Origin of the sequence: Dactylosporangium sp. NPDC000244, from assembly GCF_040300725.1 — a bacterium.
GTDB lineage: Bacteria > Actinomycetota > Actinomycetes > Mycobacteriales > Micromonosporaceae > Dactylosporangium.
Genome location: NZ_JBEPEH010000017.1, coordinates 107,704 through 126,800, shown reverse-complemented (window position 1 = coordinate 126,800; position 19,097 = coordinate 107,704). Strand labels below are relative to the sequence as shown.

19 protein-coding genes are annotated in these 19,097 nt (G+C 70.8%); 13 read left to right on the top strand and 6 right to left on the bottom strand.

All coding sequences use genetic code 11. The annotated features are described in order from the left end of the window. Position 1 precedes the first annotated feature (1 nt). Positions 2–1,120 (bottom strand): AAA family ATPase, encoded by a 1,119-nt coding sequence (locus ABT369_RS24865; protein ID WP_502891819.1) that lies wholly within the window; start codon positions 1,118–1,120, stop codon positions 2–4. A 268-nt stretch (positions 1,121–1,388) separates the two neighbouring features. On the opposite strand from ABT369_RS24865, the gene ABT369_RS24860 reads away from it, so the two are divergent. Genes ABT369_RS24860 through ABT369_RS24840 form a run of 5 tightly spaced genes read left to right on the top strand, consistent with a single transcriptional unit; the run spans position 1,389 to position 4,674 of the window. Beyond that, positions 1,389–1,574, top strand: coding sequence for an acetone carboxylase (locus ABT369_RS24860; protein ID WP_350615466.1), 186 nt, complete (start codon positions 1,389–1,391; stop codon positions 1,572–1,574). Further along, on the top strand, positions 1,571–2,074 hold the full coding sequence (locus ABT369_RS24855; RefSeq protein ID WP_350615312.1) for a PH domain-containing protein: 504 nt from the start codon (positions 1,571–1,573) through the stop codon (positions 2,072–2,074). The genes ABT369_RS24860 and ABT369_RS24855 overlap by 4 nt, the downstream gene beginning before the upstream one ends. Further along, complete coding sequence (locus ABT369_RS24850; RefSeq protein ID WP_350615310.1) at positions 2,071–3,450, top strand: PH domain-containing protein; 1,380 nt, start codon at positions 2,071–2,073, stop codon at positions 3,448–3,450. The genes ABT369_RS24855 and ABT369_RS24850 overlap by 4 nt, the downstream gene beginning before the upstream one ends. Before the next feature lie 22 nt (positions 3,451–3,472). Further along, positions 3,473–3,877, top strand: a complete 405-nt coding sequence (locus tag ABT369_RS24845; protein WP_350615309.1) for a thioesterase family protein — start codon at positions 3,473–3,475, stop codon at positions 3,875–3,877. After that, on the top strand, positions 3,874–4,674 hold the full coding sequence (locus ABT369_RS24840; RefSeq protein ID WP_350615307.1) for an MBL fold metallo-hydrolase: 801 nt from the start codon (positions 3,874–3,876) through the stop codon (positions 4,672–4,674). The genes ABT369_RS24845 and ABT369_RS24840 overlap by 4 nt, the downstream gene beginning before the upstream one ends. Positions 4,675–4,800: 126 nt before the next feature. Here ABT369_RS24840 and ABT369_RS24835 read toward each other — a convergent pair whose 3' ends face one another. Then, a complete protein-coding gene (locus ABT369_RS24835) occupies positions 4,801–5,382 on the bottom strand; it encodes a TetR/AcrR family transcriptional regulator (RefSeq protein WP_350615306.1) in 582 nt (193 codons plus the stop codon). Positions 5,383–5,424: 42 nt separating this feature from the next. Beyond that, entirely contained in the window at positions 5,425–5,613 is a 189-nt protein-coding gene (locus ABT369_RS24830) for a hypothetical protein (protein ID WP_350615305.1), read from the bottom strand. Here ABT369_RS24830 and ABT369_RS24825 point away from each other — a divergent pair. Beyond that, the gene (locus ABT369_RS24825) at positions 5,612–6,661 is read left to right on the top strand and encodes an alpha/beta fold hydrolase (RefSeq protein ID WP_350615303.1); all 1,050 of its coding nucleotides are present in this window, start codon (positions 5,612–5,614) and stop codon (positions 6,659–6,661) included. The two genes, ABT369_RS24830 and ABT369_RS24825, sit on opposite strands and share 2 nt — an antisense overlap. A 218-nt stretch (positions 6,662–6,879) precedes the next feature. On the opposite strand, the gene ABT369_RS24820 is transcribed toward ABT369_RS24825, so the two are convergent. After that, on the bottom strand, positions 6,880–8,130 hold the full coding sequence (locus tag ABT369_RS24820; protein ID WP_350615302.1) for a Gfo/Idh/MocA family protein: 1,251 nt from the start codon (positions 8,128–8,130) through the stop codon (positions 6,880–6,882). Continuing rightward, positions 8,127–8,906 (bottom strand): DeoR/GlpR family DNA-binding transcription regulator, encoded by a 780-nt coding sequence (locus ABT369_RS24815; protein ID WP_350615301.1) that lies wholly within the window; start codon positions 8,904–8,906, stop codon positions 8,127–8,129. Before ABT369_RS24815 ends, ABT369_RS24820 begins: the two co-directional genes overlap by 4 nt. 107 nt (positions 8,907–9,013) lie before the next feature. On the opposite strand from ABT369_RS24815, the gene ABT369_RS24810 reads away from it, so the two are divergent. The 5 genes from ABT369_RS24810 (at position 9,014) to ABT369_RS24790 (ending at position 15,290) form a co-directional block, all read left to right on the top strand. Beyond that, entirely contained in the window at positions 9,014–10,321 is a 1,308-nt protein-coding gene (locus ABT369_RS24810) for an alpha-glucosidase/alpha-galactosidase (RefSeq protein WP_350615300.1), read from the top strand. 432 nt (positions 10,322–10,753) lie between these two features. Further along, on the top strand, positions 10,754–11,632 hold the full coding sequence (locus ABT369_RS24805; RefSeq protein WP_350615298.1) for an SIS domain-containing protein: 879 nt from the start codon (positions 10,754–10,756) through the stop codon (positions 11,630–11,632). Positions 11,633–12,241: 609 nt separating this feature from the next. After that, positions 12,242–13,531, top strand: a complete 1,290-nt coding sequence (locus tag ABT369_RS24800) for an ABC transporter substrate-binding protein (protein WP_350615296.1) — start codon at positions 12,242–12,244, stop codon at positions 13,529–13,531. Then, positions 13,528–14,466, top strand: a complete 939-nt coding sequence (locus ABT369_RS24795) for a carbohydrate ABC transporter permease (protein WP_350615294.1) — start codon at positions 13,528–13,530, stop codon at positions 14,464–14,466. The genes ABT369_RS24800 and ABT369_RS24795 overlap by 4 nt, the downstream gene beginning before the upstream one ends. Before the next feature lie 65 nt (positions 14,467–14,531). Next, a complete protein-coding gene (locus ABT369_RS24790) occupies positions 14,532–15,290 on the top strand; it encodes a carbohydrate ABC transporter permease (RefSeq protein WP_350615293.1) in 759 nt (252 codons plus the stop codon). Positions 15,291–15,504: 214 nt separating this feature from the next. On the opposite strand, the gene ABT369_RS24785 is transcribed toward ABT369_RS24790, so the two are convergent. Then, positions 15,505–16,500 (bottom strand): carbohydrate kinase family protein, encoded by a 996-nt coding sequence (locus ABT369_RS24785; RefSeq protein ID WP_350615291.1) that lies wholly within the window; start codon positions 16,498–16,500, stop codon positions 15,505–15,507. A 269-nt stretch (positions 16,501–16,769) separates the two neighbouring features. On the opposite strand from ABT369_RS24785, the gene ABT369_RS24780 reads away from it, so the two are divergent. After that, on the top strand, positions 16,770–17,540 hold the full coding sequence (locus ABT369_RS24780; RefSeq protein WP_350615465.1) for an endo alpha-1,4 polygalactosaminidase: 771 nt from the start codon (positions 16,770–16,772) through the stop codon (positions 17,538–17,540). Between the two features lie 406 nt (positions 17,541–17,946). Next, the coding region (locus ABT369_RS24775) for a 1-phosphofructokinase family hexose kinase (protein ID WP_350615290.1) at positions 17,947–19,097 on the top strand (1,151 nt) is incomplete at its 3' end.

Sequence of the window (19,097 nt, the reverse complement as noted above, 5' to 3'; positions counted from 1 at the left end):
TTCACCGCCCCGGCCACGTGGTGATCGTGGTCGTGCCGCCCGGACCCGGCTGCCCGGGCTGGCCCGCGGGGGCGGTGGTCGCCTGCTGGCGGGGCGCGACGGTGGGCGGCGGCACGGCGGCGAGCACCCGGCGCACGACGTCGTCGGCCGGGATGTCGTCGGCGAGCGCGTCGTAGGAGAGCACGAGCCGGTGGCGCAGGATGTCGGGGGCGATGTCCTGCACGTCCTGCGGCAGCGCGTAGTCCCGGCCACGCAGCAGGGCCAGCGCGCGTGACGCCCGCACGATGCCGAGCGAGGCGCGGGGGCTCGCACCGTACTGAATGAGGTGCGCGATGTCCCCCAGCCCGTGCTCGGCCGGGGCGCGGGTCGCGACCACCAGCCGCACCGCGTAGTCCACGAGCGCGTTGTGCACGAAGACGTCGTCGGCCTTGTCCTGCAGCGCCATGAGCTCCTGGGTGGTGAGCACCGCGGTCGGCTCCGGGGTCTTCACGCTGACCCGGTAGACGATCTCGCGCTCCTCGGCGTCGGTCGGGTACCCCACCTGGATCTTCATGAGGAACCGGTCGCGCTGGGCCTCGGGCAGCGGGTAGACGCCCTCCTGCTCGATCGGGTTCTGGGTGGCCATCACCAGGAACGGGCGGGGCACGTCGTAGGTCTCGCCGCCGATCGACACCTGCTGCTCGGCCATGACCTCCAGCAGCGCCGACTGCACCTTGGCGGGCGCCCGGTTGATCTCGTCGGCGAGCAGGAAGTTCACGAACACGGGTCCGAGCTCGACGTCGAACTTCTCGCTGGACTGCCGGTAGATCCGGGTGCCGACGATGTCGGCCGGGACCAGGTCCGGAGTGAACTGGATGCGGGAGAAGGTGCCGCCCACGACCCGGGCGAGGGTCTCCACGGCGAGCGTCTTGGCGACGCCGGGCACGCCCTCCAGCAGCACGTGTCCGCGGCACAGCAGGGACACGAACATCCGCTCGATCATGCGGTCCTGGCCGACGATCACCCGCTTGACCTCGAAGAGCGCCCGTTCGAGCACGGTCGCGTCCTGAGCTGGGGTCGAGACAGGGTTGTTCGGCTCGGTCACCGGTCCTCCACGCGCGCGCTTGTACTTCCCAGTCAACCTAACGTCGGAACAAACCTAACGCCGGTCAACCTAGCGTCGCACGGCGCGGCGACCGATCGCGATCCGATGCTCCTGAGAGCCTACTGGGAGTTGCCTCCCCGGCGGCTTGGCCCGATATATCACATATGCGGCTATCGATTCGGGGGATTTTCGTCACCGGGCAAGCGTGACGACTGGACACCACCCGTACCGCAGTGGGTACGATTCACCCGTCGCCGGGCGGCTTCCCCCGTGGCCGCCCGGCGCTCACACTCTTGGCGTGGACATGATGATCTGCTCCGCGAAGGGTTGCCGTTCCGAGGCCCGCTGGCAGCTGCTGTGGAACAATCCCAAGCTGCACACGCCCGAGCGGCGCAAGATCTGGCTGGCCTGCGACGAGCACCGGGACTCACTCGGCGAGTTCCTCGCGGTGCGCGGCTTCCTGCGCGAGACCACTACGCTCGAGGGGTGAACGCTCCGGTCGCGCCCGACCCGCTGCGCCCCTGGCCCGACACGGTCGCGTGGCGGCCGATCTCCGCGCGGTACTTTCTCGTCCGCCTCGCCGTCCTGGGCGTCTGGGTGCTGATCCTCACGCTCGCCGCCCTGGCCGCCGCGGTGCTGTGGTCGGCCTGGTGCTACGCCGCGGCCGTCGCGATCGTCACCGGCGGCGCCCTGCGCGCGGTGTTCCTGCGCCGGTCCATCCGCGCCTGGGGCTACGCCGAGCGGGCCGAGGACCTGCTGGTCCGCCACGGGCTGCTCGTGCGGCGGCTGTCGATCGTGCCGTACGCCCGGATGCAGTTCGTCGACGTGACCGCCGGGCCGATCGAGCGCGCCGCGGGCCTGGCCACGGTCACCCTGCACACGGCCGCCGCGGCGAGCGACGCCACCGTGCCGGGCCTGGAGGCCGCCGAGGCCACCCGGCTGCGCGACCGGCTCGCCGCCCTGGGCGAGATCCGGGAAGAGGGTTTGTGACCGAGCCCCTGACCCTGCCGCGGCAGCGTCTGCACCCGCTGACGCCGCTGGTGCGCGGGGCCAAGCTGGTCGCCCTGGCCGCCGTCGCCGTCTCCTGGCGCGGCCTGTCCGACCTCGGGCTGCTGCACTGGCTGATCGCCATGGTCGTGGTCCTCGTCGGCGCGGTGCTCGTGTCGGCGGTGGTGTGGGCCGTGACCGGGTACGAGGTCGTGGGCCGCGAGCTGCGCGTCCACGAGGGCCTGCTGTCGCGGCGGGTGCGGACCATCCCGCTGGAGCGGGTGCAGGCGATCGACGTCGTGCGGCCCGCCCTGGCCCGCGTGTTCGGCCTGGCCGAGCTGCGCCTCGAGGTGATCGGGGGCAGCAAGGCGGAGGCGCCGCTGGCGTACCTCACCGTCGCCGGCGCCACCGAGCTGCGCGCCTCCCTGCTCGGCCTCGCGACCGGGGCCGCGCCCGCCGCGCCCGACGACGAGCGCCCGCTGTTCACCGTGGACAACCGCCGGCTGCTGCTCGCCCAGGTCCTCACCCCGCAGCTGCTCGCGGTGCCGGTCGGCGCCGCGTTCGTCATCTGGCCGGCGCTCGCGCACCCCGACTGGACCCTGATCGGCGCGGCGAGCACCATCACCGCGTTCCTCGGCGTCTTCCAGGTGCCGGTGCGCCGCGTGCTCGACGAGTGGGACTTCCACATCGCCGACGACACCGCGGCCCTGCGCGTGCGGCAGGGCCTGCTGAACAAGCGCAGCCAGTCGGTGCCGCCGCGGCGCGTGCAGGGCGTGAAGCTGACCTGGCCGCTGCTGTGGCGCCCGGCCGGCTGGGCCCGGGCGCGCATGGACGTGGCGGGCTACGGCGGCGACGGCGACGAGCAGCTGCGCGCGGGCACGCTGGTGCCCGTCGCCGCGGCCTCCGACGCCGCATCGGTGGCTGCTTCGGTACTGGCCGAGGCCGTCATCGCCGCCCCCGTCGACGTCACCGCGCTGCCCGTGAGCCGCCCGCCCAGCCGCGCCCGGTGGCTCGGCCCGTGGTCGTGGTCGCGCATCGGGGTGGCCGTGACCGACGACGTGGTCGTGGTGCGGGAGGGCGTCCTCACCCGCGAGGTCGTGGCCGTGCCGCTGGCGCGGGTGCAGAGCGTGCGGGTCGTGCAGGGGCCGCTGCAGCGCGCGCTGTCGCTGGCGACGGTGACCGTGGACACGGCGGGCGGCCTGACCGCGACCGCCCGCCTGCGCGACGCCCAGGACGCCTACCACCTCGCGGGCGACCTGGCCGCGCGCTCCCGGGCGGCGCGCCACACCTTCGCGGCCCGCCTCGCCGCGGCGGCCCCAGCCCCGGCGCCGTCACCGTCGCCCACGGCGGCCTTCGAATTTCCCGCACCCGGGCAATGACCGTGGTCGCTAGTCTTAAGGTATGCAGCCGAGCGAGCGCCCCACGGTCGATGCCGCCTCCTGGGTCGGCGCCGTCACCCGCGTCGAGCTGACGGTCACCGACGCCGACACCGCCCAGGCCCTCGGCTCGGGCGACGTCCCGGTCCTGGCCACCCCGCGCGTGCTGGCCCTGGCCGAGGCCGCGACCGTCGGCGCCACCGCGAGCCGCCTGCCACCCGGCTACACGACCGTCGGCACGCGGGCCGACCTCGAGCACCGCGCCGCCACCCCGATCGGCGGCCACGTGGTGGCCGAGGCCCGCCTGGCCAAGGCCGACGGCCGCCGGCTCACGTTCGAGATCGTGGTCCGCGACGGCAAGCAGGTCGTGGCGGAGGGGCGCGTCGAGCGGGTCATCGTCGACCGAGCACGGTTCCTGGCGTCGTTATGACGGTCCTGCGCGAGATCGCCGCGGGGGTGCACGTGCTGCGCCACCCGGTCCTCGACGTGAACGCCACCCTCGTGGTCGGCGCCGAGGCGGCCCTCGTCGCCGACACGCTGTCCACCGCCGCGCAGGCCCGGGACCTGCTCGCCGCGGTCCGCCGCGTGACGCCGCTGCCGGTCCTCGTCGTGAACACCCACCACCACTTCGACCACTGCTTCGGCAACGTGGTCTTCGCCGCCGACGGCTCCCCGATCTGGTCGCACGAGGAGGCCGCCCGGCTGGTCGGGCCGGCCCTGCGCGACCGGGCCGTGCAAGAGCACCCCGACCTGGCCGCCGACCTCGCCGCCGTCACCCCGACGCCCGCGACCCGGCTCGTGCGCACCACCGCCGACCTCGACCTCGGCGGGCGGCCGGTGCTGCTGCGCCACTACGGCCGCGGGCACTCGATCGGCGACCTCGTGGCGCTCGTGCCGGACGCCGACGTCGTCGTCGCGGGCGACCTGGTCGAGCAGAGCGGGCCCCCGCAGTTCGACGACGCCTTCCCGCTGGAGTGGCCGGACACGGTGGCCGCCCTGCTGACCGAGATCGGCCCGCAGACGCAGGTCGTGCCCGGCCACGGCGCCGTGGTGACGCACCGGTTCGTGGCGGCCCAGCACGAGCAGCTCGCCGCCCTCGCCTGGCTGATCCGGGAGGGCGACGCGGACGGGGCGCCGCCGGAGCGGGTCGCGGCGAAGTCCCCGTTCCCGCACGAGATCACGCTGCCGGCCGTCCATCGGGGCTATCTGCACCTGAACCAGCCCTGATCCTTTTCGCCGCGCTCGACCAGCCCGCGGACGCCGCTGCTTTTTGTTGGTCACTGCTGCTTTTGCCGGTCGCTGCTGCTTTTGCCGGTCGCTGCTGCTTTGGTTGGTCGCTGCTGCTTTTGTCGCTCACTGCTTCCGGGCGAGGCGCCGACTGATGTCGCGGAGGGCGAAGGCCAGGTCGCGGCCGCTCATCGCCTGCTCCGGCACCGCCAGATGCTGCACGACGACACCCGTGAGCAGCGCGTGGTAGAAGCCGCCGATCACCCGGGCGAGCTCCGGCTCCGCCTCCGGGTCGATGCCGTGGAACAACGCGGCGAGCGCGGCCTGGGCCTGCCCCTGCGCCTCCGCCCACGCCGGTGACGGAACCGGCTGCCGCCCCAGCTGCGTGACCACCTCGAACTGCGTCGTCCACAGCGGCCGGTTCGCGGCGACCGAGGCGATCACGCTCGCCCACACCGCCTCGAAGCGCTCGGCCGGGTTCGCCACGTCCGCCGCCCCGCGCAGGGCCCGCTCCATCTCGTCGCCCCACTGCTCCAGCGCCCGCTGCAGAGCCTCGTTGAGCAGGGCCTCCGTGGTCCTGAAGTGATAGTTGATCGCGGCCAGGCTCACGCCCGCCGCGCCGGCGATGTCCCGCGCGGTCGTGGCCGCGTACCCCTTCTCGAGCAGGCACTGCAATGCCCCATCGAGCAGCTTCTCCCGGTTACCCATGTCTGAAGCATACGTCTGAGAATTTTGTCTTGCACATTTGTCTCAGACTTCTGTACAGTCAGATGCATCGAAGCCGGGCGCCACCAGATCGGCACCGGGCACCGCCAGATCGAAGTCAGGCGCCACCAAGTCGACGCCGAGCACCACGAGATCGAAGCCAGGCGCCACCAGATCGAAAGCCGAGCACCGCCGAGTCGAAGCCAGGCACCACCAATCGGGGAGGTCCACCATGTCCGCGCTTGCCATCACCGCCGTCACTGCCGCCGCCGCCACGATCGCCGCCGCGCCGCTCGCTTACCGCGCGGTCCGCAAGCACCAGCGCGCGAACGACGCGCGCATCGACACGCCGAACGGCGTCGCCGAGGGCCGGTACGTGACCATCGGCGGTGTCGAGCAGTGGCTGCAGATCCGCGGCGAGGACCGCGCCAACCCGGTGCTGCTCGTCGTGCACGGCGGCCCGGGCTCGCCGTACTCGGTGTTCACCCCGGTGCTGCGCGAGTGGGAGCGGCACTTCACCGTCGTGCACTGGGACCGCCGCGGCGCGGGCAGGACGCTGCGCCGCAACGGCCTGCGCCCCGAGGAGCTGGACTTCGAGCTGATGGTCGAGGACGGCATCGAGGTCGCCGAGCACCTGCGGCAGTACTTCGGCCAGGAGCGCATCCTGCTCATGGCCGGCTCGATGGGCACGATCGTGGGCCTGCCGATGGTCAAGCGGCGCCCCGACCTGTTCTGCGCCTACGTCGGCACCGACTTCTACGTGAACATGGTCGAGAACGAGCGCAAGGGCCGCGTGGACACCATCGAACGACTGCGCGCGGCGGGCAACCGGCGGGGCGTGGCGGCACTGGAGCGGCTCGACGCCGACCCGCGCACCTGGGACGTGAAGAGCTGGGGTACCCGCATGCAGTGGAGCATGGGCACCGACCCGACCACCGGCAACGCGGCCCTGACCACGCTGTTCAAGCTGCTGCTGACCAAGCCGGACTACTCCCTCGCCGACGTGTCGGCCTGGCTCAAGGGCTTCGGCAAGTCGCGCGACCTGATGTTCGAGCAGTTCATGCGGTGGGACGCCCGCGCGCTGGGCACCTCGTTCGACGTGCCGTTCTTCCTCTTCCAGGGCGCGCACGACGTGGTGACGCTGACCGAGCCGACGGTGGACTACTTCGCGGAGGTCGTCGCGCCGCAGAAGGAGCTCGTCCTGATCGACGGCGCGAGCCACTTCTGCGCGTTCAGCCAGCCGGCGCAGTTCTTGAGCGCGCTGCGGACGGTTCGCTGCTGATCGGCGGCGTTGATGGCTCCTGGTGCGCGGGTTTGCTCATTCGAGCGGACCCGCGCACCGCTTTGCTGGCTGGCCAACGACCACGACAAGCTGGCGCTCGGGTTTGTTCGTTCGCGCAGAGGCGCGCACCATTTCGCCGCCGACCGACGACCACGACAGTGCGCGGGCCTGTTCATGTGGACAAGCCCGCGCACCTGTCGCCGACGATCTGTGTGCGGCTAGGGCAGCGACACGACGGTGCCGGTGCGCCGGGCTTCTTCCGCGGCCCAGACAACCTGATGGCCCGCAAGACTCGTGCGCACATCCGAGCGCAGCAGCCCGGCGTCGCCCGCCGCCACCGCGGCCACGAACGCCGACACCAGCCCGGCGTCGCCGTCGGAGTGGTCCCCGGACCCGCGGGCGTCGACGCTCGTCGTCTCGTCCGCGCCGGTGCGGAAATCGACGAGCCGGATCGAGTGCCCGTCCCCGTCGATGTATCCATGGGTGCCGAAAATGCGCGTCTTACGGTGCTCGGCCGGCGTGAACGCGGTCATCGTGAGCGACACGGTCCCGCCCCCGGCCAGCTCCATCGCCACCACCTGATGGTCCACCACGTCGTTGTCGCAGGCATAGACGCAGCGGCCGTACGGCCCGGTTCGCAACGCCTCCGTCACCGCCGCCCGGCTCGCATCGGCCGAGACCACCGACAGCGGCCAGTGCACGGGTTCGCTCGGCGACTGCGCGTCCACGAGCGGGAAGTAGAGCTTCGGCGCCGAATACGGACACTCCGGCTCGATCGAACAGTCAAGGCACCGGTCCGCGGCCCCGGCGGGTCGCTGGTCGGCCCGGAAGTGCGCGAGCCCGCCGAACGAGCTGACCCGGCGGACCGGCTCGCCGGCGAGGTACAGCAGCCAATCCACGTCATGACAGGCCTTGGCGAGCAGCATCGGCGACGACACCGCCGCGCTGCGCCAGTTCCCCCGCACGAACGAGTGCGCCTGGTGCCACCATCCGACGGGCTCGAGGTGCTGGATGCTCACGATCCGGCCGATGCGCCCGGCATCGAGCAGTTCCTTGAGCGCGGCCGTGTATGGCGTGTACCGCAGCACATGACACACCGCCGCGATCACGCCGGCCTCAATGATCGCTTCGGCGATCCGGCGCGCCGGCGGTTCCTCGGGCGCCATCGGCTTCTCGAGCATGAGGTGGTATCCCTGCGCGGCGAGCAGCACCGTGGGCTCCTCGTGCATCGCGTCCTGCGTGGCGACGATCGCCGCGTCGGCGAGCCGTTCCCGGCCGGCGAGCCGCTCCCAGCTGTCGAAAACGCTCACCTCCGGCAGTCCGAACTCGCGCGCGAACGCGGCACGGCGCGCAGGATCGGCCTCGGCGACCGCAACGATCTCGGCGTGTCCGGTCTGCACGGCGAGCCGCGAGTACCACGTGCCCCGCTGCCCGGCCCCGACCACCAGCAGCCGCACCGGCGCGCTCAACCCGCCACCACCACGGCGGTGCCGGTCCGGCGGATCGCCTCTACCTGGTCCAGGTCGGCGCTGCTGTCGGTGATGAGCGTGGTGACGGAGTCGAGCGGGCTGATCTGCGCGAGGCAGACGCGGCCGACCTTGGAGCCGTCCGCGACCACGATGACCTTGTCGGCCTGGCGGAGCATCGCCCGGTTCGTGTGCGCCTCGGCGTCGTCGTGGGTGGTGAGGCCGCCCCGGGCGCTGATCCCGTCGACGCCGATGACCGCGATCTCCATGTTGAGCCCGCGCAGGGCCTCCTCGGCGATCGGCCCGACGAGCTCGTAGGACTGGGTGCGGGAGACGCCGCCGGTCATGATGAGCTTGATCCGGGGCCGCAGCACCAGCTCGGAGGCGATGTTCAGCGCGTTGGTGACGACGGTGAGGTCGACCCGGACGGCGAGCAGGCGGGCCAGCAGGAGCGTGGTCGTGCCGCCGCTGAGCCCGAGCGTCAGCTGCCCGTGCGGCAGGAGTCCCGCGGCGCACTGGGCCACGCGAACTTTCTCCTCGCGATGCTGGCCTGTTCGGTACCGGACGGGCAGCTCGTAGGCCATGTCCACGGCCACCGCACCGCCGTGTGTGCGCGAGACGAGCCGCTGCTCCTCCAGCACCTGCAGGTCGCGGCGGATGGTGGCGGGCGAGACCTCGAACTCCTCGGCGAGGACGGCCGCGTCGACGGACCCCTCCCGCGACACCCGGTCGAGGATGGCCGACACGCGGTCGGCCCGGCGCAGCGAACTCTGGGTCATTTCCAGCTCCGGTCTGATGATCAAACGCGCAGTGAAGATAGTTCATTTGCGCGCGAATCGCGACGATACCTTGTGCGAGTGTGCACGTGCTGCCGAGAATCCCGTCCATGACTGTGATCGCGTTCCTCGGCGCCGGCAGTGTGGTGTTCACCCGCGAACTGCTCGCCGACCTGCTGTCCTTCGACGAGTTGCGCGGCGTGACCCTCGCACTGCACGACATTGATCCCGAGCGGCTGGAGACGGCCGAGGCGATCGCCCGCCGCACCGCCGAGCAGCTCGGCGCATCGCCCGTGATCACGGCCTCGCTGGATCGGCGGGCCGCGCTCTCGGGCGCTGGGTACGTTATCAACGCGATCCAGGTCGGGATGCACGCTGCGACAGTTCGTGACTTTGAGCTACCGGCGAAGTACGGAGTGCGCCAGACCATCGGTGACACCGTCGGCGTCGGGGGTATTTTTCGCGCCCTGCGCACGTTCCCTGTACTCGACGGGATCGCGGCTGATATGCGCGAACTCTGCCCGGACGCGTGGCTGCTCAACTACACCAACCCGATGGCGATGAACGTCGCGTACCTGGCCGCGATCGCGCCCGACCTGAACGTGGCGGGCCTGTGCCACTCGGTCTTCTGGACCGTGCACGATTTGTGCGCGCTGCTGGGCGTACCGCTGGACGAGGTGGACTACCGCGCGGCCGGGGTGAACCACCAGGCGTGGCTGCTGCGGTGGGAGCACCGGGGCGAGAGCCTCTACCCGCGGCTGGACGAGCGGCTGTCGGGCGATCCGGAGCTACGCCGCCGGGTGCGCATGGACATGTACCGCCGCCTCGGCTACTTCCCCACCGAGACGAGCGAGCACTCCGCCGAGTACGTGCCGTGGTACCTCCACCACGACGCCGAGATTGAGCGTTTGCGCATTCCCGTGGGCGAGTACGTGCGCATCAGCGAGGCCAACCTGGCCGACTACGCCACGACACGCGCCGCGGTGCTGGCCGGCGAGCCGCTGGATCTGCACCGGGAGGCGACCGAGTACGCGCCGCAGATCATTCACAGCATCGAGACGGGCACCCTGCGGCGCATCCACGCCAACGTGGCCAACCGGGGCCTGATCAGCAATCTGCCGGAGGGCTTCGGCGTCGAGGTACCGTGCACCGTCGACCGTCTCGGGCTGCACCCCGAGCGTGTGGGCGCCCTGCCGCCGCAGTGCGCGGCGGTCAACCGCGGCTTCGTGAGCGTGGGCGAGCTGACCGTGCAGGCCGCCCTGACCGGTGACCCGCGGCTGGTCCGGCAGGCCGCGATGGTCGACCCGAACACGGCCGCGACCCTGACGGTCGACCAGATCTGGTCCTTGTGCGACGACCTGACGAACGCCCACGGCGACCTGCTGCCGGAACCTCTGCGCGCCCCGGCACCCCTCTGACCCGTTGACCCCTCGCGCAGACCACAGCGCACGTCCGCGCGAACGTCTCGTGCCTCCCACCCCAACCAGCCGGCCGCGCTGCACGTTCGCACGGGCGACCGCGCGTGGACGCAACCGAACGCGGCGGCCGCACACTCGCGCCGCCCTCCGCACTTCCCAGCGCGGAGGGCGGCGCTGCACGTTCGCGCACGCATCCGGCGCGTTTCCTGCTCGGCGGGCTCGTTGCGCGTTCGCGCACTACGGCATGCGCACCAAGCGGGATCGGACGTGATGGTGCACATTCGCACACGCAGCCCGGCGGGTGCGGAGCGCGCGGATGGCATGGCCGGGGTGCGCGTTTGGACCGCTAGCCAAGGTCAAACGCGCAACGGCGAATGTTCACTTGTGCAGGGAACCTTGTGGAACGAACGCAAGCGCGCATAGCGTTCGCGCATGAACGACACTTCGCTCGAAATCGCCAGCCAGCCGGACGTGTGGAGTCGCGGGGTCGGGCTGGCGGACGAGGGGCGGGCCGCGCTGGGCGCGCGCGGCGAGCGGATGCTCGTGCTCGGCTGCGGCACCTCGTGGTTCGTCGCCCAGAGCATCGCCGAACTGCGCGAGTCCGCAGGGCTGGGTGAGACCGACGCCGTCTGCGCGTCGGAGTTCGTGCCCCGCCGCCGCTACGACCGCGTCGTGGCCGTCACCCGCTCGGGCACGTCGACCGAGGTGCTGGAGGCGCTGCGCGCGGTACCGGCGGACACCCACCGGGTCGCGATCACGGCCGTGGCCGGCGAACCGGTCGACGACCTGGTCGACACCCGGGTACTGCTGGACTTCGCCGACGAGCGCAGCGTCGTCCAGACGCGCTTCCCCACCACCGTGCTCGCCCTGGCCCGGGCCGCGTTCGGCGAGGACCTCGCCCATCTGGTCGCCGACGGCGAGGCCGCGCTGGCCGCCCCGCTGCCGGCCGACTCGGCGGACATCGAGCACCTGGTGTTCCTCGGCACCGGCTGGACGATCGGACTCGCGCACGAAGCTGCACTCAAGGTGCGCGAGGCTGCACAGGCATGGTCCGAGTCGTACCCGGCGCGGGACTACCGGCACGGCCCTGTCGCCGTGGCCGGCCCGCGCAGCCTGGTCTGGTCGTTCGGGGCCGTGCCCGACTCGCTCGACGAGGCCGTCCGCGATGCCGGTGCCCGCCCGTACCGCGACTCGCGCGACCCGCTCGCGCAACTGGTCCTGGCTCAGCGCTTCGCCGTGGCCCTCGCCGCGCACCGCGGCCTCGACCCGGATCATCCGCGCCTGCTGACCCGCTCCGTCGTCCTCGCGTAGCACCCGCCCGAACCCAGCACCCGCCCGAACCCAGCACTGCCAACGAGACCAGCACTGCCACGAAAACCAGCACTGCCATGAGACCAGCCCTCGCCACGAGACCAGGGCTCACTCCGAGACCGGGACTCGCTCCGAGACCAGCACTCGAGCACAAAGCGACACCGGCTTCGGCAACCGGCGCCAGGAGACCCGCCCGGTCAGCAAGCGCACTGGAAAACGACACGAACAGCCGGACAGCCGGACACAAACAGCCCGACACGAACAGCGCGAACAGCACGACACGAGGAGAGCCCGGCGGCCGAAGCCGGGCATCGACTCGCGAAACGACACCAGCCCTCTCAACAGCGAAGCGGCCATCCGGCTCGACGTAACAACCAGTGCTCGACGTCGACATTTGGACGCGTAGCAACACGCAGTACCGATGCAGCATCTGAACGCAAAGTGCCACTCGAAGACGCACGAGCACTCATGCAGCGATGCATCGCCCGGCTTGTCGGACATATGGCCCGACAGGCGGCATGAACCTATAAACCGACAGCTCTCCACATCCCCCAGTGAAGAGGTGCAGCGATGATGCTGATCCCCAACCGAGGCAGTCGACGGACATCAATGGTCGCCGGTGTCACCGGTCTGGCGCTGCTGCTCGGCGCGTGCGGCGGCGGCGGCTCGAAGGCGGACAACGGCAAGGATGCCGCCGAGGGGTACGACCCAGCCGCCCAGGTCACGCTCACCTGGTGGACCGGGCAGCCCTCCGAAGGCGAGCAGAAGGCCGAGGAACTGGCCGCCGAGTACATGAAGGCGCACCCCAACGTCACGATCAAGACGTCGTCGGGTGCGGCGACCACTGACGACCTGCTCACCAAGCTCTCGGCCGGGTTCACGAGCAACAGCTACCCCGACATCTCGTACGGGTACGGCAGCTGGGCCGGCGAGCTGGCGACGAGCGGCAAGACGCAGGATCTGGCCAAGTTCGTAGCGGACCCGTCGTTCGGGTGGCAGGAGATCCCGGCGGCGGCGCGCGAGACGGCCACCTACGACGGCAAGGTCATCGGCGTGCCCGCGCTCGTGGACAATCTTGCGCTCATTTACAACAAAAAACTGTTCGATGATGCGCACGTCGCGTACCCGACCGACCAGTGGTCGTGGGACGACTTCCGCGCGGCGGCCAAGAAACTCACCAATCCGTCACAGAATTTGTACGGAACCGCGTACTCGGTGTCGGGCAGCGAGGACACGACCTGGCACCTGTGGCCGATGTTGTGGCAGCGGGGCGGGAAGATCCTCGACGGCAACAAGCCGGCCTTCAACTCCGAGGCGGGCGTCGGCGCGCTCGAACTGCTGCGCGCGATGGCGGTCGATGACAAGTCGATGTACCTCGACCAGACCGACGAGCAGTACGCGAAGCTCTTCAACGACGGCCGGATCGGCATGATGATGTCGGGTCCGTGGGCCCTGCTGGAGATCAAGGAGGCCGGGCTCGACTACGGCGTCGCGCAGCTGCCCGGGTACAACGGCGACCACCAAACGGTGTCGGGGCCGGACCTGTGGGTGCTGTTCGATCACAATGACGCAAACCGGGCTGGCGCTTCGCGCGACTTCATCAAGTGGCTCACGAGCAAAGAGACCGACGCCAAGTGGAACCTCGCGATCGGCAACCTCCCGCTGCGCTCCTCCGAGCAGGGCACTCCCGAGTTCGCGGCGTACGTCAAGGAGTACCCCGGCGGCCAGAAGTTCTTCGAGAACCTCGCGAACGCCAAGCAGGCCCGCCCCACCGTCGCCGGTTATGAGGAGATGTCGCGCAACGTCGGCGACGGGATCTCGAAGGTGCTGCAGGGTGCGGCGAAACCGAAGGAGGCGCTCGACGAGGCGGCCAAGAAGTCGGCCGGGGCGATCGAGTGACGCTGACGTTCGCGGCCTCGAAGTACGCGCCGGCGCCGGCCGCCGCCAAGCCCAGCACGAGCCGGAAGCTCCGGCGGACGCTCACCGGGTGGGCGTTCGCCGGGCCGGCGACGTTGATCGTCGTGGGGCTGTCGCTCTTCCCCGCGGTGTGGGCGTTCTTCATCTCGCGCACCAAATGGAACGGAATCGCCCAGCCGACGGACATCGGTTGGGCGAATTATGAGCGACTCGCGCAGGATCCGGACCTGGCCGCCGCCGCGCAGCACACACTCGTGCTCACCGTGCTGTTCGTTCCCGGCTCGATCGTGCTCGGGCTCCTGCTCGCGATCGCGCTCAATCAGCGCATCCGGCTGATCGGTTTCTATCGAACGTGCATCTTCGTGCCGTACGTGGCGTCGGCGGCGGCGACCGGCATCCTCGCCGGCTACGTGTTCAATCCGCAGTTCGGCCTGGCGAACGATGTGCTGCGCCGGGCCGGCCTGCCCGCGCAGCAGTTCCTGGAGAGCCCGCGGCAGGCGCTGGTCGTCGTGTGCATCGTCGCGCTGTGGGGCGAGGTCGGATTCACGTCGGTGGTGTACCTCGCGGCCTTGCAGGATGTGCCAAAAGAACTGATCGAAGCTGCAACCGTCGACGGCGCCGGGAAGTGGCGGGTGCTGCGCAGCGTGACCCTGCCGCAGCTGCGCCCGGTGACGCTGTTCGCCACGGTGTGGCAGACGATCACGGCGCTGCAGCTGTTCGACCTCATCTACACGACGACCCGCGGCGGCCCCATGAACAGCACGCAGACGGTCGTCTACTACGTGTACGAGCTGGCCTTCCAGACGCGGCGTCTCGGCTACGGGGCGGCGGTGGCGTACATCCTCTTCGCCGTCACGCTGCTGCTCACCGCGCTCGTGATCTGGCGCAGCCGCCGTAGCGGCGAGGAGGCGTTCTGATGCGTCGGAAAGTGCTTCCGTTCAGCGCGTGGCACCTCGTGTTGATGCCCGTGTCGCTCATATTCGTGCTGCCACTTGTGCACATGGTGCTCGCGTCGTTCATGACCAAGGCCGAGCTCAACCGCTTCCCGCCGCGGTTCATCCCCGATGGCCTCCATCTCGACGGGTACCGCCGGCTGTTCTCGGAGTCGCACATCCTGCTGTGGCTGGGCAACACCGTGCTGGTCGCGGCCGTGTCGGTGGTCGCCCATCTCGTGCTGTGCTCGGCGGCCGGCTACGGGTTCGCCCGGCTGAAGTTCGCGGGGCGCGGGGTCGCGTTCGCCGCGGTGCTGGCCACGGTGATGATCCCGATCCAGCTGCTCATGATTCCGACGTACCTCATGTTCGCGCGTCTGGGCATCGTCGACACCTTGGCCGCGGCGTTCGTGCCGTGGCTCGCGTCCGCGTTCGGCATCTTCCTCATGCGCCAGTTCTTCCTGTCGCTGCCGGTGGAGCTCGAGGAGGCGGCGCGCATCGACGGGTGCGGCGTCCTGCGCACGTTCGTGAGCATCGTGCTGCCACTCGCGCGCCCGGCACTGGCGACTCTTGCGGTGTTCACGCTGCTTTCGAGCTGGAACGACCTGCTGTGGCCGCTCGTGGCGATCAGTGACGACCACAAGTACACGTTGCAGGTCGGCCTCGCCTCGTTCCAGGGCATGCGGCGGACCGAGTGGTCGCAGCTCATGGCCGGCAACGTGGTCGCGACGCTGCCTCTGGTCGTGGCGTTCCTGGTGGCCCAGAAGCGCTTCGTGGCGACGATGACGATGACCGGGCTGAAGGGGTGAGCCCACCCGGCCGGCGAACCGCTCAGGTCGCGCCGAGTTCCGCCGGCGCGACCTGGACCGTGGTGCCGCCGGTGGCGTGCGCGGCTCAGGGTGCGCCGAGTTCCTCCTGCGTGACCTGGACCGTGGTGCCGCCGGTGGCGTGCGCGACTCAGGGCGCGCCGAGTTCCTCCTGCATGGCCTGGACCGTGGTACTGCCGGCGGCACCACGGTCGGCTCAGGATGCGCCGAGTTCGTCCGGCGTGGCCTGGGCCGCGGTGCCGCCGGCGGCGCGTGTGCTCAGTGAACCCGCCCTGGCCGCCCAGGCCAGCGACTCGGGCACGTCACGACCGGCCAGCCGGCCCGCGAGGAAGCCGGCGTTGAAGCTGTCCCCCGCGCCGGTCGTGTCGACGACGTCGACGGCGAGCCCGGGCGCGGTCGCGTACCCGGCGCCCGGCCACCAGGCACGTCCGCCGCGCGCGCCGTCCTTGAGCACGACGGTCGTGCCCATCGCCACGAGCTGTTCCGCCGCCGCCTCGGTCGAGTCCGCGCCGGTGACGGCGAGCAGTTCGGCCGTGTTGGGCAGGAACACGTCGGTCACCGCGAGGATGTCGTCCAGCCCGCTCCACCGGCCGGACGGGTCCCAGTTGGTGTCGAGTGAGGTGGTCAGGCCGAGCGCGCGGGCACGAGCGAACACGCCGGCCAGCCCCGCGTGCAGTCCTGGTTGCAGGAACAGCGACGCAACGTGGACGTGTCGCGCGGAAGCGAGCAGTGCGTCGGTTGCGTCCTCGGGCCGCAGCGTGGGGATGATGCCCGGCAGCGTCAGGATCGCGCGGTCGCCCGGCGCGGACAGGATCACGCTGAGCCCGGTCGGCGTCGGCGTGCCGTTGCCCGGCGCGGCGGACCCGCCCGCGTCCACATTGGACACGCCGGTCGCGGCTGCGGACAGTGCGACCGAGCCGGTGCCGGGTACGGCCGGTCGCAGCAGACGGACGTCGCGCTCCTCCAGGCGTTCGCGGGTGAACGCGCCGAACACGTCCGCGCCGATCGCGGCGAGCAGCCCGGTGCGCAGGCCCAGGCGGGCGCAGCCGGTCGCGGTGATCGCCGCGGAGCCGCCCAGCACCAGGTCGGCCGCGTCGAGCAGCTGTTCCTCCTGGCCGAAGCGGGGGTGCACGTCGCCGCGCAGCACCAGGTCCGGGTTGGCGTCGCCGATCACCAGTACGTCGAGCACCATCGTCGCCCCCTCGGGTTTGTGTTCGATCGGACAGTACCAGCTGAAGGATCATGCTCGTATCACGAGTTTTCGGACACAAACAGCCATTGACAGCAACGAATTTAAGCGATTGAATCGCCCCGAGCGATCGAGCCCAGCCGGTAGTGGAGCGCTTCCCGAGTCCGGCACACAGGTCGCCAGGGTGCTCGGCACCCGAGGCGGGGCAGATCCCGAAACCCCTCGGAGCTCTCGCTGTGATTCCCGCACTGCGCCGCATCGGCGTACCCGTGATGGCGGTGCTTGCCGTCATCGGACTCGGCATCGGAACCGCCGATGCCGCCACGTTCACCCCGCCCCCGGCGAACGCCCAGTTCGACTACCAGATCGGTGGCGCGTACTCGCCGCCGTCCGGGGTCCGGGTGGTCAGCCGCGACCGGACGGCCTCGCCGGCATCCGGTCTCTACAACATCTGCTACGTCAACGTGTTCCAGACCCAGCCCGACGAGATCTCCTGGTGGCAGGCGAACCACGACGACCTGCTGCTGAAGGACGCGAAGGGACAGTACGTCGTGGACAGCGACTGGGGCGAGAACCTCATCGACGTCTCGACGGCGGCCAAGCGCACGGCGGTGGCCGGGATCGTCAACGGCTGGATCGACGGCTGCGCGGCGAAGGGCTTCAAGGCCGTGGAGCCGGACAACATCGACTCGTACGAGCGCTCGAAGGGGCTGCTGGTGAAGTCGAACGCAATCGCACTGCTGAAGCTGATCGCCACGCACGCGCACGACAAGGGACTCGCGATCGCGCAGAAGAACACCACCGCTCTGGGCAGTGCGGGCAAGGCCGCCGGCCTGGACTTCGCGATCGCCGAGGAGTGCGGCCGCTACGACGAGTGCGGCGACTACACGTCGGTCTACGGCAACAACGTGATCGTCATCGAGTACACGAAGAGCGCCTTCACCAAGGCGTGCAAGGCGTACGGGTCGTCGCTGTCGATCGTGTTGCGCGACGTCGACGTCACGGCGCCCGGCAGTGGGTCCTACAAGTACGACGCCTGCTGAACCTCCGGGCTCGCGCCGCATCCTCGACCGGGGGTGCGGCGCGACACCCGCTTGGCCGCGCGGATCACGACGCGCTCTCGCCTAGGACCCCGGCAGGATTCCGGCCGAACTGCCGGCATGACGCCGCATCTTCGACTGCCTGCGCGACGTGGCACTCGTCGAACCACCAGCATCGCGCCACGTCCTCGGCTGCGGGTGCGGCGCGGCGTCCGTCGAACCGCCGGGAACGCGTCGCATCCTCGATTACGGCCGCGGCGCTGCGCACGCTGAGGCGCCAGTATCGCGCCGCGCTCTCGACCGGGTGTGCGGCACGGCTCGCGCTGAGCCGTCAGCATCACGCCGCGCCCTTGATGCGACGGCCGCTGAACCGCCGGAGTCAGGCCGTCCCGGCGATCGGGGGTGCGGCGTGATTCTCACGGTGACGCTCAACCCCGCGCTCGATCTGACCTATGCGGTCGACGAACTCCGTCCGTATACGACGCATCGGGTGCGAACCGTGCACGAACGCGCAGGCGGCAAGGGCCTGAACGTCGCGAGCGTCCTGCACGCGCAGGGCGAACCGGTGCTCGCGACCGGGCTGCTCGGCGGGGCCACCGGCTCGCGGATACGCGAATTGCTCGCAGCGGACGGCGTGCCGCACGCGTTCGCGCAGATTTCCGGCGAGACGCGACGCACGGTGACGATCGCCGACGGCGTGGACGCGACCGGGCTGTGGGAGCCCGGCCCGAGTGTCGAAACGGCGGAATGGCACGAGTTCCTGCAGTTGTACCGCACGCTGCTCGCCGACACCGCCGTCGTCGCGCTGTCGGGGTCGCTGCCGCGGGGGCTTCCGGCGGATGGGTACGCGGTGCTGATCGAGCTTGCGCATTCGTGCAACGTGCGCACAGTGCTCGACACCAGCGGGGAGCCGTTACGTCTCGGGCTCGCCGCCGGGCCCGACGTCGTCAAGCCCAACGCCGATGAGCTTGCGGCGCTGCTTCGCGCACCGGCGGCCGAGCACACACCAGCGGGCGAACGCACAGCGGCGGACCAGCGCACGCCGGCAGGCCAGGATGCGTTGACGGGCCAGCGCGCATTGGTCGGCCAGAGCACACCGGCGGGTCAGAGCGCGCCGACGCACCGGAATGCAACGTCGGACCGCGCGGTGGGCGCAGAACGACAGACCCGAGCAGGCCGCAGTGCGCGGTTGGATCGGGATGCGTTGCGTGGGCTTGGTGCCGGGTGCGTTGTCGTTTCGCGCGGTGCCGATGGGCTGATCGCGGTGCGGGGCGACGAAGCCTGGCTGGCCGCGCCGCCGGTTGTCGAGGCCGGCAACCCCACCGGCGCGGGGGACGCGTGTGTCGCAGCGCTCGCGCGCGGGTTGCGCGATCGCTCACCGTGGCCGGAGTTGCTGGCCGATGCCGTCGCGCTGTCCGCGGCTGCCGTGGCCGCACCGGTTGCCGGGGCCGTCGACGAGAGCCGTTACCGCGAGCTGCGCACTCGGATTGACGTCTCTCCGCTACCGCCCGGCGAGCCGCTCCCGACGCGGGTGCGTGGTGCCGACGAGCACAAGCAAAC

Bases quoted from the DNA above. Each gene is read 5' to 3' on its own strand.
- ABT369_RS24810 (WP_350615300.1), top strand. From the start codon at position 9,014: ATGACTGTGATCGCGTTCCTCGGCGCCGGCAGTGTGGTGTTCACCCGC.
- ABT369_RS24780 (WP_350615465.1), top strand. From the start codon at position 16,770: ATGGCGGTGCTTGCCGTCATCGGACTCGGCATCGGAACCGCCGATGCC.
- ABT369_RS24805 (WP_350615298.1), top strand. From the start codon at position 10,754: ATGAACGACACTTCGCTCGAAATCGCCAGCCAGCCGGACGTGTGGAGT.
- ABT369_RS24785 (WP_350615291.1), bottom strand. From the start codon at position 16,500: ATGGTGCTCGACGTACTGGTGATCGGCGACGCCAACCCGGACCTGGTG.
- ABT369_RS24840 (WP_350615307.1), top strand. From the start codon at position 3,874: ATGACGGTCCTGCGCGAGATCGCCGCGGGGGTGCACGTGCTGCGCCAC.
- ABT369_RS24830 (WP_350615305.1), bottom strand. From the start codon at position 5,613: ATGGTGGACCTCCCCGATTGGTGGTGCCTGGCTTCGACTCGGCGGTGC.
- ABT369_RS24800 (WP_350615296.1), top strand. From the start codon at position 12,242: ATGGTCGCCGGTGTCACCGGTCTGGCGCTGCTGCTCGGCGCGTGCGGC.
- ABT369_RS24860 (WP_350615466.1), top strand. From the start codon at position 1,389: ATGATGATCTGCTCCGCGAAGGGTTGCCGTTCCGAGGCCCGCTGGCAG.
- ABT369_RS24825 (WP_350615303.1), top strand. From the start codon at position 5,612: ATGTCCGCGCTTGCCATCACCGCCGTCACTGCCGCCGCCGCCACGATC.
- ABT369_RS24835 (WP_350615306.1), bottom strand. From the start codon at position 5,382: ATGGGTAACCGGGAGAAGCTGCTCGATGGGGCATTGCAGTGCCTGCTC.
- ABT369_RS24845 (WP_350615309.1), top strand. From the start codon at position 3,473: ATGCAGCCGAGCGAGCGCCCCACGGTCGATGCCGCCTCCTGGGTCGGC.
- ABT369_RS24815 (WP_350615301.1), bottom strand. From the start codon at position 8,906: ATGACCCAGAGTTCGCTGCGCCGGGCCGACCGCGTGTCGGCCATCCTC.